16 protein-coding genes are annotated in these 14,380 nt (G+C 64.6%); 4 read left to right on the plus strand and 12 right to left on the minus strand.

Going from position 1 to position 14,380, the window contains the following annotated elements; all coding sequences use genetic code 11:
- Window positions 1-10 precede the first annotated feature (10 nt).
- Both AC0L3J_RS13230 and AC0L3J_RS13235 read right to left on the minus strand, forming a co-directional pair.
- The gene (locus AC0L3J_RS13230) at window positions 11-1,171 is read right to left on the minus strand and encodes a DUF4175 family protein (protein WP_473347269.1); all 1,161 of its coding nucleotides are present in this window, start codon (window positions 1,169-1,171) and stop codon (window positions 11-13) included.
- Window positions 1,159-3,093: a TIGR02302 family protein gene (locus AC0L3J_RS13235; RefSeq protein ID WP_473347270.1), complete on the minus strand. Its 1,935-nt coding sequence runs from the start codon at window positions 3,091-3,093 to the stop codon at window positions 1,159-1,161. Before AC0L3J_RS13235 ends, AC0L3J_RS13230 begins: the two co-directional genes overlap by 13 nt.
- A 176-nt stretch (window positions 3,094-3,269) precedes the next feature.
- Between AC0L3J_RS13235 and AC0L3J_RS13240 the strand changes: the two genes are divergently transcribed.
- The gene (locus AC0L3J_RS13240) at window positions 3,270-3,653 is read left to right on the plus strand and encodes a carboxymuconolactone decarboxylase family protein (protein WP_007615302.1); all 384 of its coding nucleotides are present in this window, start codon (window positions 3,270-3,272) and stop codon (window positions 3,651-3,653) included.
- Between the two features lie 227 nt (window positions 3,654-3,880).
- Window positions 3,881-4,777, plus strand: a complete 897-nt coding sequence (locus AC0L3J_RS13245; protein ID WP_473347271.1) for an NAD(P)-dependent oxidoreductase — start codon at window positions 3,881-3,883, stop codon at window positions 4,775-4,777.
- A 74-nt stretch (window positions 4,778-4,851) separates the two neighbouring features.
- Here the strand turns inward: AC0L3J_RS13245 and AC0L3J_RS13250 are convergent, their stop codons facing one another.
- A complete protein-coding gene (locus tag AC0L3J_RS13250; RefSeq protein ID WP_219680482.1) occupies window positions 4,852-5,178 on the minus strand; it encodes a DUF1330 domain-containing protein in 327 nt (108 codons plus the stop codon).
- A gap of 134 nt (window positions 5,179-5,312) precedes the next feature.
- Window positions 5,313-6,011 (minus strand): winged helix-turn-helix transcriptional regulator, encoded by a 699-nt coding sequence (locus tag AC0L3J_RS13255; RefSeq protein WP_456767543.1) that lies wholly within the window; start codon window positions 6,009-6,011, stop codon window positions 5,313-5,315.
- Window positions 6,012-6,193: 182 nt separating this feature from the next.
- Here AC0L3J_RS13255 and AC0L3J_RS13260 point away from each other — a divergent pair, with 182 nt between their 5' ends.
- The gene (locus AC0L3J_RS13260) at window positions 6,194-6,712 is read left to right on the plus strand and encodes an SRPBCC family protein (RefSeq protein ID WP_473289816.1); all 519 of its coding nucleotides are present in this window, start codon (window positions 6,194-6,196) and stop codon (window positions 6,710-6,712) included.
- Between the two features lie 57 nt (window positions 6,713-6,769).
- Here the strand turns inward: AC0L3J_RS13260 and lysA are convergent, their stop codons facing one another.
- From lysA to argH, 3 genes are all read right to left on the minus strand, one after another.
- Window positions 6,770-8,035 carry a diaminopimelate decarboxylase gene (gene lysA, locus AC0L3J_RS13265; protein ID WP_473347272.1) on the minus strand — a complete coding sequence of 422 codons (1,266 nt, stop codon included), beginning with the start codon at window positions 8,033-8,035 and terminating at the stop codon, window positions 6,770-6,772.
- Window positions 8,036-8,058: 23 nt separating this feature from the next.
- Entirely contained in the window at window positions 8,059-8,349 is a 291-nt protein-coding gene (lptM, locus tag AC0L3J_RS13270) for an LPS translocon maturation chaperone LptM (protein ID WP_473347273.1), read from the minus strand.
- A gap of 93 nt (window positions 8,350-8,442) precedes the next feature.
- On the minus strand, window positions 8,443-9,840 hold the full coding sequence (gene argH / locus AC0L3J_RS13275) for an argininosuccinate lyase (RefSeq protein WP_473347274.1): 1,398 nt from the start codon (window positions 9,838-9,840) through the stop codon (window positions 8,443-8,445).
- A gap of 94 nt (window positions 9,841-9,934) precedes the next feature.
- Here argH and tlpA point away from each other — a divergent pair, with 94 nt between their 5' ends.
- On the plus strand, window positions 9,935-10,636 hold the full coding sequence (gene tlpA / locus AC0L3J_RS13280; protein WP_473347275.1) for a thiol:disulfide interchange protein TlpA: 702 nt from the start codon (window positions 9,935-9,937) through the stop codon (window positions 10,634-10,636).
- Between the two features lie 11 nt (window positions 10,637-10,647).
- Here tlpA and AC0L3J_RS13285 read toward each other — a convergent pair whose 3' ends face one another.
- From AC0L3J_RS13285 to AC0L3J_RS13305, 5 genes are all read right to left on the minus strand, one after another.
- Entirely contained in the window at window positions 10,648-10,842 is a 195-nt protein-coding gene (locus tag AC0L3J_RS13285) for a putative motility protein (RefSeq protein WP_007597338.1), read from the minus strand.
- Between the two features lie 71 nt (window positions 10,843-10,913).
- Window positions 10,914-11,795, minus strand: coding sequence for a 3-hydroxybutyryl-CoA dehydrogenase (locus tag AC0L3J_RS13290; RefSeq protein ID WP_456767537.1), 882 nt, complete (start codon window positions 11,793-11,795; stop codon window positions 10,914-10,916).
- Window positions 11,796-11,988: 193 nt separating this feature from the next.
- On the minus strand, window positions 11,989-12,933 hold the full coding sequence (locus AC0L3J_RS13295; protein WP_027514159.1) for an electron transfer flavoprotein subunit alpha/FixB family protein: 945 nt from the start codon (window positions 12,931-12,933) through the stop codon (window positions 11,989-11,991).
- Window positions 12,933-13,682 (minus strand): electron transfer flavoprotein subunit beta/FixA family protein, encoded by a 750-nt coding sequence (locus AC0L3J_RS13300; RefSeq protein WP_018453239.1) that lies wholly within the window; start codon window positions 13,680-13,682, stop codon window positions 12,933-12,935. Before AC0L3J_RS13300 ends, AC0L3J_RS13295 begins: the two co-directional genes overlap by 1 nt.
- 125 nt (window positions 13,683-13,807) lie before the next feature.
- Window positions 13,808-14,380 carry a cob(I)yrinic acid a,c-diamide adenosyltransferase gene (locus AC0L3J_RS13305; RefSeq protein ID WP_473347276.1) on the minus strand — a complete coding sequence of 191 codons (573 nt, stop codon included), beginning with the start codon at window positions 14,378-14,380 and terminating at the stop codon, window positions 13,808-13,810.

Raw genomic sequence — 14,380 nt, forward strand, 5'->3', positions numbered from 1 at the left:
TGCGTCAGCCTCAAAAATCCTTCAGCAGCCGCTCTATGTAGTCAAGTTCGATCTGCGGGCGCGAGCTGTCCCCCAAGCGGCGGCGGAGCTCCTCGAGGATGCGGCGGACGCGCTGGGCGTCGATCTCGCCGGGGATCTTGACCGTGTAGTCGTCGCTCAGATCGCGGCCGTGAAGGGGGCGACCGAGCGGATCGGTCTGATTGCCGCCGCTCTGCTGGCGGCCGGGCCGGTTGCCGGGACCATCGCCCTGCCCGTCGCCATCGCCCTGCCGCATCGCCTCGGCCATCTTCTGCGCGCCCTTGCGCAAGGCCTCGAGCGCTTTCCCCTGCGCGTCCACGGCACCGTCCGAATTGCCTTCGCCAAGCTGCGAGCCGGCATCGCCCATGGCCCCGTCGGCAGCGTCCAGACTGCCGTCGTCATCGCCCTGGTCGCCGTCCTGATCGCCATCCTGGCCCGGCTGTCCCTGCTCGCCCTGCTGACCCTTTTGCCCTTTTTGACCCTGGCTCTTCTGGCCTTTTTGCCCCTTCTGCGTGAGGCCGCGCTTGGCGAGCTCGTCCTGCAGCTTCTTCAGCCGGTCGCGCAGCGACTGCTGATCCTGCTGGAGGTCCGACATCGACTGGTCGCCCTGCTGCTTGCCGCGCGAGCGCTCACGCCGGGAATCCTGGCCCTGCTTGAAAGTCTTGTCGCGCAATTGCTGCTGCTTGCGGATCATGTCGCTGAGCTCGTTGAGCGCTTGCTCCATGTCGCTGTCGCCGGATTGCCCGGGCTGCGCCATCTGGAGATTTTCCATGATCTGCGCGAGCTGCTCGAGCATGCGCTGGGCCGCTTCTTTATTGCCTTCGCGCGCCGCCTTCTCGATCTGCTTCAGCAATTCGTCCAGGTCGCGCTGCGTGATGACGGAACGATCGCGATTGGAGGATTGGCTCTTTTCCGTCGCGCGCTTGTAGTCCTCGAGCTTCTGAATCGCATCGGATTGATTGTTCAGGCTCTTGCCGGATTCCTTCTGCCTGAGGCTGTCGCCGGAATCCTGCATCGCCTTTTCAGCGCCATCGAGCAGGGCATCGACATCCTGATCCTGCTGGGCAGCCACGGGCGAGACGCCTCCCAACAGGAAGGCGAGGCAGGCGATCGAGATCGCCTTCAAGACTGGCACGCGTGCTAGCTTCCGCATTTACGGTCTCGCGTCGACTGGTTGGCCCCGTCGTTGCCCGGCTTCGCCCGGTTGTTCGCCGACTTGCGATAGGCCTGAAGCTGCTCGCGCAACGCGTCCTGCTGCTTCGCCAGCTCTTCGAGCTGCTCGGGCGTGGCGTTCTGGGTCTTTTGTTTCAGCTCGACAGACTTGTCGAGGATGAGCTGAACCTCTGCCGGGAAAGGCTGCCGGGGCCCAAGCGGATTCTGCTCGGCGCGCCGGGCGAGATCGCGCACTTTGCCGGCCATCGCCTCGCGAAGCTTTTGCGTCAGCGCCTTGATCTCGTCCTCGCTGGCGCCGCGTTCCAGCGCCCGCTTGAGCGCGTCCTGCGCCGAACGCAGCGCGGCGTTGACGCTGCCGGCGACACCGTCGTCCTCGATGGTGACTGCGAACGCCCACATGCTTTTCACCACATCGCGCATCGCGTCGTCGGTGCGGGCGGCTTCCAGCTGCAGCGCCAGGCTACGCAGGCCGAGATAGCAGCCCGCATCCGGCGTGAACAATTCGGGTGCGATCATCAGCGCGTCGAGCGCGGCGTAGACATCCGAATTCTTGTTGGCGTCGAGCGCGAGGATGCGGCGCTGCTCGACCAGCGCGCGCGCGAGCGAGTTGGTGAACAGCCGCTCGGGCAGGCGCATGTTGAAGGGCTCGCTCCTGGCCTCGTTGCCGGCCTCGTCCTTGGCGGTGAGGGTCAGCGTGACGTCGGCGCCGGCATAGGGATCCTCGCTGAGGTCCTTCACCGTCTGGCCGACGCCGTTGCGGGTGCGTGCATTCGGCAGCACGAGCGGGAATTGCGGCGGCTGGAATAGCGGCCGCGCGGCGGCCTTGGTCTCGGCCTCCTTGCTGCCATCTTTGGCATCGGCGGGACGCAGGCCGATTTGCGCGTCGGCGCCGGTGACGCCGTAATCGTCCTCGACCTTGTAAGTGAGCTGGAGTCCGCCACGGGCCTGGCGCTCGGGATCCTTGGCCAGCGCGATCGTCGGCGCGCGGTCCGGCGTTGCCGCAAACGCCCATTGCGGCTGGCCGGAGGGTGCGCGGACATGCGCGGTGCCGTCGCCGCTGATGGCAAAATGCTTCTCGTTGGTGCCCTTGGGTGCGGCTTCGGTGGGCGCGACTTCCTTGAGGCCGCCGGAGACGACAACATCAAGGCTGCCGCCGGAGGAGCGAACGATCAGGGTCGAGCCTGCAGGAACGGCGAGCGGGCCGCTGGCCGGCAGCGCGGCGGCCTCCTTGTTCGCGGCCGATAGGATGACCGGCGGCTTGCCGGTGTAAAGCGGTGGCGTGACCCAGGCATCGACGCGAACATTCGCCGGCGCCAGCACGCCGTTCAGGTGGAAGGCGGCTCCGAGCCGCATCGCACGCTCGTCGCCAGCGGCGAAGAAGGTCGCAACCAGCATCACCATGACCAGCGCGCGCAGCGCCCAGGGATCATGCAGAGCGAGCCGGGGCTTCGGCAGACCGGCGCGGATGCGCTTGATCGAAGCCAACGTGCGCTCACGCTGCGCCCGCCACAAGGCCTGCGCAACCGGGTCCTGCGAGCTCAGCGTGTCCGTCAGCGTGGTGGCCGGCCGATGACGGATGCCGGAGCCGCGGTCGAGCCGGGCCAGAGCCTCCTCGCGGCTCGGCCAGCGAAAGCGACTCAACGGGAACAGGACGGCAATCGCGATGCCGGCGAAAACCACGAGCCCGATGGCGCGGGCAATGAAGGGCAGCGCCAGCCAGAGGCCGGCCCAGGACACCACCAGGAACAGACCGGCGACAGTGAGAAGCCGCGCCAAATTTGGCCAGGCACGCTCCCACGCGATGGCATATGTGGCCCGCTGCAGGGCTTGCGCCAGCTTCAGCCGCGACAGAGCGTCGCCATCGCGGATCGGGTCTGACGGGTCGGGGGTGACGCCGTTCAATCAACTCTCCAGGTTGCCCGGTAGAGAAGCGTACCACAACGGCAGCACTGAGGCATCCGTTCCTGTACGGGAGACACCCCTTTTCCCGCATAACACGAGGACGTGACTGGCCCGCCGCAACCCCGTAATTTCCGCGCCGCCAGCCAAGAAAACGCAAGAGAAGCAAAGGAAACGCCATGGACAAGAAGATGCACGACAAGGGCCTGGAAGTTCGCAAAGCGGTGCTGGGCGAGGCCTATGTCAACAACGCCCTGAAGACCGTCGACGACTTCAACCGTCCGTTCCAGGAGATGCTCAACGAATATTGCTGGGGCACGGTCTGGGGCCGCGAGGAGCTGCCGCGCAAGACACGCAGCATGCTCAACATCGCGATGATCGCGATTCTCAATCGGCAGCACGAATTCCGCGCGCATCTGAAGGGCGCACTCACCAACGGCGTCAGCCGCGACGAGATCCGCGAGATCCTGATGCAGGTCGCAATCTATGGTGGCATGCCGGCAGCCGTCGACAGTTTTCGGATCGCACGCGAGGTGTTCGCGGAGATCGACGCCAAGGCGTGAGGGGTGCCGGCGTGAGGGACGGGGACGCGACGTCCCTCCTTCACGTCGTCCTGGCGAAAGCCAGGACCCATAGCCACCGGCAGGTGTGGTTACGAGGACTCGGAGTTACCACTTCGCACCACAACCTCTCCCTGGGGTAATGGGTCCTGGCCTTTCGCCAGGACGACAGCGAGTGTGTGGCTCGTGGGTCGCGGTACAACGACGAATAACAAACACAAGGAAACACCATGGACATCGGATTCATCGGCCTCGGAAACATGGGTTTCCCGATGGCGCGGCGACTGATCGAGGCCGGCAACCGGCTCGTCGTGTTCGACACGCGCCAGGAGGTCGTCGACAGACTGGTGGCGCGCGGTGCCACTGCGGCGACGTCGCCGAAGGACGTCGCCGACCAGGTGGAGACCGTCATGGCGAGCTTGCCCTCGCTGCAGGCCTCGCTCGCGGTTGCAACGGGGCCGAACGGCGTGATCGAGGGAAGCCGCATAAAGCGCTTCATCGATCTCTCCACCGTCGGCTCGGCGATGGCGGTGAGGATTCACGGCCTGCTCGCCAAGCATGACATCGTGCAGATCGACTGCCCCGTCTCCGGCGGGGTCGGCGGCGCGGAGAAGGGCACGCTGGCGGTGATGGTCTCGGGGCCGAAGACCGAGTTCGAGTTGCTCAAGCCCGCGCTCGACATCATCGGGAAAGTGTTCTTCATCGGCGAGAAGCCCGGCGCGGCGCAGACCATGAAGCTCGCCAACAACTTCCTGTCGGCCACCGCGATCGTGGCGACCTCGGAAGCGATGGTGATGGGCGTCAAGGCAGGGCTCGATCCCGCCGTGATGATCGACGTCATCAATGCCGGCTCCGGCATGAACACCGCGAGCCGCGACAAGTTTCCGCGCTCGGTGCTGCCGCGCAGCTTCGACTTCGGCTTCGCCACGGGACTGATGGTGAAGGACGTGCGGCTGGCGCTGGAGGAGATGAAGCAGCTCGGCCTGTCGATGGAAGTCGCGGATGCGGTCGGCCGGTTGTGGGAGACGGTCATCAGCGCAGAAGGCGCCGAGTCCGATTTCACCGCGGCGATCAAGCCGATCGAGAAGAAAGCGGGCGTCGTGGTTGGCGGCAGGCCACCCAGCTAGCGCCAACACGAGAACGCAGCGCCGACAACCGGCGCTGCGCTGTCCTCCTTGGATCGATCTGACGAAGACGCAGTTCAAGCCTTGGCGAGATAGGGGATCGTGCCGGCCAAGTCGGTATCGTCGATCAACTGGAAGCGGCTCTCGCTGCCGCCCCTGCGCGCTGCCGCGAAGCGGCCGTAGGCGGGATCAGCGACGAAGGACTCTGCTGCCTTCGCCGTTGGAAACGACATGATCGCGATCAGCGAGGTGTCGAGAGGGGCACCTTCAAGGGTTTTCACATTGCCGCTGCGGGAAAGATACTTGCCGCCATGCTTGTGCACCAGCTCGTGGACGGACGCGGCGTAGTCCGGCACCCACTTTCCGTCAGTCACTTTGATGTCCGCGATCAGATACGCTGTCATGTCGTGTCTCCTGGCTCGAGTTCAGCTCCGCGTTGATACAGGCGGGCATCACTTGGGTGCCAGAACACGGCGCGGGCTCGCCAGTACGGGAACTGTAGCGGGGCGATACAAATACTGAATTGCGCCGCCCTGGATCAGCTCGCCAGCTTGCGTTCCTTGGCGAACGGGCTGAGGCCCAGCCAGCTTTGCATGGCTGCGGCAAGCTGCCGGTCGCCGGTGAGCAGCATCCGCCGGCTTGCGACGGCCGCGCGCACGGTATCGAGTCCCATCCAGATCGCCGTCATGGTGCGCAGATCAACCGACGCGTAAAGGTCGACGTCGAAACCGGGATCAATCGAGCAGAGGTCGACACTGTCGTCGGGATCGACGATCAGCCACCACAATCGCTGCGTCGAAGGCAATTCCGGATAGGCGAACTGCAGCACACTGCGGCGAGTCGGCATCGGCGTGGTGTTCAAATTCCGCCGCATGTCCCACATCAACAGCTGGACATCGAGATGCTGAAGCGACAGATCCGACTCGATGCGGCGCTGGCCCCAGATGCCGAACGCCTCCACGATTGGGCCGAGTTCGCGTCCGGCTGTGGTCAGCAGATATTCGGTGATACCGCGCTCGGAAGCCGACGCCCGGCGCGTAACGATGCCGGCGGCTTCGAGCTCCTTTAGACGTTGCGAGAGCAAGGCAGGCGACATCCGCGGAACGCCGCGGCGCAGCTCGTTGAAGCGCGTCGAGCCGGCAATGAGTTCACGTAGCAGCACGACGGTCCAGCGCGTGCATAATATCTCGGCCGCCATCGCGACCGGACAGAACTGCCTGTAGCTGCCGATGGTCATGCGGGCCTCCGTGACAAGCGAAGGCGCAACCTTAGGGCCGCGGCGCGCGGCTTCCTAGTTCAGTTTCTGTATCAGCAGCGATTCATTCTCTGAACTGGCCGCGGACCGTGGTGAGCGTCTATTCGACCGGCATTGGCAAGCCGGCCGCCGCAATCGCGGCCCGCCGGACACAGGAGATTACCATGAAGAAATACGATTCAGCGGCTTCCAGATTGCTCGTTTCGGTTCGCAGCGCCGCGATTTGCACCCTCGGCCTGGGCGTCGGCGTCATGCCGGCGTCCGCAGCCAATCTGACGAGGAGCATCGAGGTCAGCAGTGCTGCGGCCGAGGTGTGGTCCGTCATCGGGCCGTTCTGCGCGATCAAGGATTGGCTGCCGCCGGTGGGGCAGTGCATTGTGGACGGCAAGTCGCCGCCAACCCGGACGCTCGTCACCAGGGACGGCAAGGCTTCGTTCGTGGAGACGCAGACTGCGCGGAACGACAAAGACTACAGCTATTCCTACGCGTTCCTGTCGAGCCCACTGCCGGTGAGCCAGTACAAGTCGACCATCAAGGTCATGGCAAAGGGTGAAGGCGCGTCGGTGGTGACATGGACCGGCACCTACACGCCCGACCCGGGGCGGGAGAAGGAAGCGGTCGATGCCCTCGGCGGCGTCTATGATTCCGGCCTCGCCGCGATAAGGGACCGGTTCAAGAAGTAGGGGTCAATGCAGCGATGGGCGCAGCGGTAGCTGCGCTCATCGTGGACAATCACAGCCTCACAGCCACGGCGCCGGCGCATCCATCGCGATCAATTGCTCGACCTCGATGCGCGGACGCACGACCGCGTACTGGTCGCCCTTTACCAGCACTTCGGGCACGAGCGGTCTCGTATTGTAGGTGCCGGCCTGCACTGCGCCATAAGCGCCGGCGGTCATGATGGCGATGAGGTCGCCGGGCTTTGGCGTCGGCAGCGTGCGATCCAGCGCGAGGTAGTCGCCGGTCTCGCAGACCGGGCCGACGACGTCGGCCATGATGGTCGCGGCTCCCTTCGCAGGCTGCGTCACCGGCAGAATGTCGTGATGGGCCTCATACAGCGTCGGACGGATCAGATCGTTCATCGCGGCGTCGATGATGACGAAATTCTTGCCGTCACCGTGCTTCACATAGATCACCTTGGCGACCAGGATGCCGGCATTGCCGACGATCATGCGGCCTGGCTCGAACATCAGCGTGCAGCCGAGATTGTGGCTGACGCGCTTGACCATCGCGGCATACGCATCGGGCGCCGGCGGCGCTTCGCGGTCCATGTAATAGGGAATGCCGAGACCGCCACCGAAATCCACATGCGAGATGTTGTGGCCGTCGGCGCGGAGCGTCTGCACGAATTCGGAGAGGATCCGGAACGCGATCTCCATCTTGGCGAGGTCGGTGATCTGGCTGCCGATATGCACGTCGGTGCCTGTGACCTCGATGCCCGGCAGCTTCGCGGCGCGGGCATAGACCTCGCGGGCATGCGCGATCGGGATGCCGAACTTGTTCTCGGACTTGCCGGTCGAGATCTTTGCGTGCGTCCCGGCATCGACGTCGGGATTGACACGGATCGAGATCCGCGCGGTCTTGCCCGTCTCGGTCGCAACGCGCGACAGCAGCTCGAGCTCCGGCTCGGATTCGACGTTGAGGCAGAGGATGTCGGCGGCCAGCGCGGTGCGCAGCTCGTCTTCCGTCTTGCCGACGCCGGAGAACAGGATCTTGTTTGCGGGAATGCCGGCGGCCAGCGCGCGCTTCAATTCGCCGCCGGAGACCACGTCCGCGCCGGCCCCGAGCCTGGCCAGTGTCCGCAGCACCGACTGGTTGGAATTCGCCTTCATGGCGTAGCAGACCAGCACCTTCTCCCCGGCGAAGGCGTCCGTGAAAACGCGATAGTGCCGCTCGAGCGTCGCGGTCGAATAGCAATAGAACGGCGTGCCGACGGTTGCAGCCAGCTCGGACAGGTTCACTGCCTCGGCGTGCAGCACGCCGTTGCGATAGTCAAAATGGTTCATGGCGTTGGCTCAGTTGCCCCAGCCTATCGGCTGGGTCTTTCGTCCAGCAGCGGGTCGAGGATAAACGGTTTCTTCCTGCCCTTGGTCGCCGCCGGTGCGGCGTCCGCGCCATAGGTGGGATTGAACACGCTCGGCGTCCTCTGGGTTTCGGCCTCGGTGTCGGTCGGCGGTGCGACGTTGGCTGTGGACGCGCTCGAAGCGGTCGGCGGCAGATCCAGCGGGCCCTTGCGGCCACAGCCAGCCAGCGCGAGCGCCGTCAGGCTCAAGACAATGATGGCCCACCCCGAGCCGGCCGGGCGAAACTTTGACGTCACGACGAAATCCCCACTACGCGCGGCGCACCATACAGAGATTGGCGCGCTCTGGCGAGACCCGGATGACCATGAAACATAAGCGAAATTTTGCCCTCAGCCCAATTTTCGCTCTTTTTCCAGCCGCCTCAGCCAGGCCTTGGCCTGCGCCGCCACGTTCTTCGGCGCGGTGCCGCCGAAGCTGGTCCGGCTCTTGACCGACGATTCGACCGAGAGCACGCCAAGCACGTCTTTCGTAACCTTCGGCTCGATCGCCTGCATCTCCTTGAGCGGGAGCTCGTGCAGCGCCACGCCGCCCTCGGCGGCTTTCGCGACGATGCGGCCGGTGACGTGATGGGCCTCGCGGAACGGCATCTTCAGCGTCCGCACCAGCCAGTCGGCAAGATCGGTCGCGGTGGCGTAGCCCTCGCCTGCAGCAAGCTTCATCTTCGCTTCATCAGGTACGAGATCCCGGACCATGCCGGTCATGGCGCGGATCGCGAGCGACAGCGCGGCGAAGCCTTCCATGGCGCCCTGCTTGTCCTCCTGCATGTCCTTTTGATAGGCGAGCGGCAGGCCCTTCATCACGATCAGCAGGCCGTTGAGCGCGCCAATGACGCGGCCGGTCTTGGCGCGCACCAGCTCGGCGGCGTCGGGATTGCGCTTCTGCGGCATGATCGAGGATCCCGAGGTGAACTTGTCGCTGAGGCGGATCATGGCGACCAGCGGCGAGGTCCAGATCACGATCTCCTCGGCAAAGCGCGACATGTGCACGGCGCAGATCGAGGCCGCCGACAGCGTCTCCAGCACGAAGTCGCGATCGGAAACCGCATCGAGCGAGTTGGCCATCGGACGATCAAAACCGAGCGCCTTCGCCGTGGCGTGACGATCGATCGGGAACGAGGTACCGGCGAGCGCTGCAGCTCCGAGCGGGGATTCGTTCAGCCGCTTGCGCGCGTCCTGGAAACGGCCGCGATCGCGCGCGGCCATCTCGACATAGGCGAGCAGATGGTGGCCGAAGGTCACCGGCTGCGCGGTCTGCAGGTGCGTGAAGCCGGGCATGACCGTCCCGGCATGCACCAGCGCGCGCTCCACCAGCGCCCGTTGGAATGCGGCGAGCGCGGCGTCGGTCTCATCGAGAACATCGCGGACATAGAGACGGAAATCAGTCGCGACCTGGTCATTGCGCGAGCGCGCGGTGTGCAGGCGGCCGGCGGCAGGGCCGATCAGCTCGGACAGGCGGCTCTCGACATTCATGTGAATGTCCTCGAGCGCGCGCTTGAATTCGAAGGTGCCCTTGCCGATCTCTGACAAAATCGTGTCTAGACCCTTGCCGATATTTTTCGCATCAGAGGCCGTGATGATGCCCTGTGCGGCCAGCATCGCGGCGTGGGCCTTGGACGCGGCAATGTCCTGGGCAAAGAGGTGCCGATCGACGTCGATGGAGACGTTGATCTCTTCCATGATCTCGTCGGGACGTTCCGAGAACCGGCCGCCCCACATCTTGTTGCTCATGATCCCCTGCTCACGCCTTGCCTGTCGCCGCCACACGTTTGCTGACGGCTGCCAGCCGTATTAAGAGGCCTCTGATAGCCATATCTGCGACCGGATGACAAACGATATGCTCGACCCCAACGACAGGCTCGACCAAACGAAAGCAGGGTCGGCCACGCGCCGCATCCCCGTCGTCATCGCTACCGTCGTGGTCGGGGGCCTGGCTGGCTTTGCCGCGCTGTACGGGCTCGGCCTTGGCCGGGCCCCCTCCGGCGATCCCGCCTGCCGTGCGGCGGTGAACACCGCACAGAAGATCGCCCCGCTCGCCCATGGCGAGGTGGCGGCGCTGACCATGGCAACGGCACCGCTAAAGCTGCCGGACCTGGCCTTCGAGGACGCCGACGGCAAGCCGAAGAAGCTGTCGGATTTCCGCGGCAAGACGCTGCTGGTGAACCTCTGGGCCACCTGGTGCGTGCCCTGTCGCAAGGAAATGCCGGCGCTGGACGAGCTCCAGGGCAAGCTTTCAGGTCCGAATTTCGAGGTGCTGGCGATCAATATCGACACCCGCGACCCCGAGAAGCCCAAGACGTTCCTGAAAGAGGCCAATCTTATCAGGCTCGGCTATTTCAACGACCAAAAAGCCAAGGTTTTTCAGGATCTTAAGGCGATAGGCCGAGCCTTGGGCATGCCCACCTCGGTGCTGGTCGATCCCCAAGGCTGCGAGATCGCGACGATCGCGGGGCCGGCGGAATGGGCGAGCGAGGATGCGCTCAAGCTGATCCGGGCTGCGACGGGCAAAGCCGCCGCGTCGTTCTAAGCGATGATGTTTTAGGCGGTGACGTTGATGTTGCCGCCTACGCCGGCGCCGACATTGGCGAGCGATGGCTGTCCGGCGCCGAGCAGCGTCAGGACGGTGGATTTCTCCGCATCCGCGTTCTGCTTCATCAGCGTCGCCGAGATATTCGACTGCAGCGCGCCTTGCTGAGAGGCCAGCATGCTGCTGACCATCGCCATCATGTCCATTACGCAAACCCTCGTACCGCGCGTAACCTAGATGCGAGCGGTTAACGGGACATGAATTGTCACGAAGCGGATCAGCGCGTTGGAACCGGCTTGGCGCCGCGGTAGTCGTAAAAACCGCGCTGGGTCTTGCGACCGAGCCAGCCCGCCTCGACGTATTTCACCAGTAGCGGGCACGGGCGGTACTTGGAGTCCGCGAGGCCCTCATGCAGCACCTGCATGATCGACAGGCAGGTATCGAGGCCGATGAAATCGGCGAGCTCCAGCGGGCCCATCGGATGGTGCGCCCCGAGCTTCATCGCCGCGTCGATCGCCTCGACGTTGCCCACGCCTTCGTACAGCGTGTAAATCGCCTCGTTGATCATCGGCAGCAGGATGCGGTTGACGATGAAGGCCGGGAAATCCTCGGAGACCGCGACCTGCTTGCCGAGCTTGCCGACGAATTCCTTTGACGCCTCGAAGGTCTGGTCGTCGGTGGCGATGCCGCGGATCAGCTCCACCAGCTCCATCAGCGGCACCGGATTCATGAAGTGAATGCCGATGAAGCGTTCGGGCCGGTCGGTGGCGGCGGCGAGCCGCGTGATCGAGATCGAGGAGGTATCGGAGGCAACGATCGCCTCCGGCTTCAACACGGCGCAGAGATCATGGAAAATCTTGCGCTTGACCTCTTCCTTCTCAACCGCGGTCTCGATCACGAGATCGCAGTCCGCGAGGTCGTCCAGCTTCTCGCCGGCCACGATACGCGCCATCGCCTTGGCTTTGTCGTCCTCGCTGACGGCCTTCTTGGAGACCTGGCGCGCCAAATTGCCGTTGATCGTGGCCATGCCTGACTTGAGGCGGTCGGTCGAAATGTCGTTGAGCACCACGTCGAAGCCGGCCAACGCAGCGACATGCGCGATGCCATTGCCCATCTGCCCCGCGCCGATCACGCCGACCTTCTTGATTACTGCCGCCATAATGTCATCCACCGGAACGGCGCGCTATCAACCGCGCCTGCCTATCCCCCTGAGCCGGGAGGTCTGATTTAATCAGAACCCGGCCTCGAAACCTAGATTGGATCGCTTCGAAGGCGTGTCCCGCGCCAAAGAAAACGCCTCAAAAAGCAACACCGGCCGGAGTTTATAGCTCCGGCCGGTGTTTTAGCGCGTTTTACTTGCCGAGCTTGCCGAGTTCGGCCGTCAGCTCCGGAACCGCCTGGTAGAGGTCGGCGACCAGGCCGTAATCGGCAACCTGGAAGATCGGCGCGTCCTCGTCCTTGTTGATCGCGACGATCACCTTGGAGTCCTTCATGCCGGCCAGATGCTGGATCGCGCCGGAAATGCCGACCGCGACATAGAGCTCGGGCGCTACGACCTTGCCGGTCTGGCCGACCTGCCAGTCGTTCGGCGCATAGCCCGCATCCACTGCCGCGCGCGAAGCGCCGACGCCGGCGCCGAGCTTGTCGGCGAGCGGCTCGATGTACTTTGCGAAGTTCTCGCGGCTCTGCATGGCGCGGCCACCGGAGACGATGATTTTGGCCGAGGTCAGCTCGGGACGGTCGCTCTTTGCGACTTCCTCGCCGACAAAGGACGATAGGCCCGGATCCGCCGCCGCCGCGACGCTCTCGACCGACGCGCTGCCGCCTTCGCCGGCTGCGGCAAAGGTAGAGGTGCGCACCGTGATAACCTTCTTGGCGTCCTTCGACTTCACCGTCTGGATGGCATTGCCGGCGTAGATCGGACGCTCATAGGTGTCGGGGGCGACCACCTTGGTGATCTCCGAGACCTGCATGACGTCGAGCAGGGCCGCGACGCGCGGCATCACGTTCTTGAAGCGCGAGGTCGCGGGCGCGACGATGGCGTCATAGGACGGCGCCAGCGAGACGATCAGCGCGGCCAGTGGCTCCGCCAGATCGTGCGCGTAAAGCGCGCCGTCGGCGAGCAGCACCTTCTTCACACCGGCAAGCTTTGCGGCTGCGTCCGCCGCGGCCTTGGCGTTCTCGCCGGCCACCAGAACCTCGACGTCCGCGCCGAGCGCGGCCGCCGCGGTCAGGGCCTTGTTGGTCGCATCCTTGAGCGACGCATTGTCGTGTTCGGCAATCAGAAGCGTCGTCATCAGAGCACCCCGGCTTCGTTCTTGAGTTTCGACACCAGCTCGGCGACGTCCTTGACCTTGACGCCCGCCTTGCGGCCCGCCGGCTCGGTCGTCTTGAGAACCTCGAGGCGCGCGGTGAGATCGACGCCGTAATCGGCGGCGGTCTTGTCTGCGATCGGCTTCTTTTTGGCCTTCATGATATTGGGCAGGGAGGCATAGCGCGGCTCGTTGAGACGGAGATCGGTGGTGACGATTGCCGGTCCCTTCAGCTTCACGGTCTGCAAGCCGCCGTCGACTTCGCGGGTGACCTTGAAGTCGCTGCCTTCGACCTCGAGCTTCGAGGCGAAGGTCGCCTGCGACCAGCCGAGCAGCGCGGCCAGCATCTGGCCGGTCTGATTGCTGTCGTCGTCGATTGCCTGCTTGCCGAGAATGATCAGGCCCGGCTGCTCTTCGTCCGCAATCTTCTTCAGGATCTTGGCGACGGCGAGCGGCTCGACGGCGCCCTCTGCCTTCACCAGGATGCCACGGTCGGCGCCCATGGCGAGACCGGTGCGGATCGTCTCCGACGCCTGCGCCGGTCCGATGGAGACCACCACGACTTCGGTCGCCTTGCCGGCTTCCTTCAGGCGCAGCGCTTCTTCGACCGCAATTTCGTCGAACGGGTTCATCGACATTTTGACATTGGCGAGTTCAACGCCCGATCCATCGCTCTTGACGCGGACCTTGACGTTGTAATCGACCACCCGCTTTACCGGCACCAAGACCTTCATCGATCCTCTTTCACTCAATCTGGGAGGGGATTTATCAACTGGCGCGGAACCTAAAGGCCTGATCCGGCCCGGTCAACGCGCGAAGGGGTCTAATTTTGGCGCTCAGAAATGCGCCGCCTAATGGGTCAGCGATTCTGGCCCGGAACCCAGAGCACGTCGCCGGCGCCGTCATCGTTGGCGGCGCGGCTGGCCACGAACAGGAAGTCTGACAGGCGATTCATATACTGGATGCCAGCGATACCAACAGGCTCTTCCGGCCGGGCCGCCAGTTCCACCATTATGCGTTCCGCCCTGCGGCAAATCGTACGGGCGACATGGAGGTAGGCGGCGGCCGGCGTGCCGCCCGGCAACACAAAGGAGGTCAGGGGCGCCAGCTTGTCGTTGAGCGCGTCGATGTCGCGCTCGAGCCGCTCGACCTGGCTCGCCACCACCCGCAGCCGCTCCGCCTTGCCCTCACGTTCGGGCACCGCGAGGTCCGCGCCGAGGTCGAATAGATCGTTCTGGATGCGGCCAAGCATCGCGTCGAGCTCGGGCGCATCCCTGGTGTGAAGCCGGACCACGCCGATCGCGGCATTGGTCTCGTCGACCGTGCCATAGGCCTCGATGCGCAGATCGTATTTCGGCCGGCGCTCGCCCGAGCCGAGCGCTGTCGTGCCGTCGTCACCGGTTTTCGTATAGATGCGGTTGAGCACGACCAT

This window comes from Bradyrhizobium sp. Kon37 (assembly GCF_055807535.1).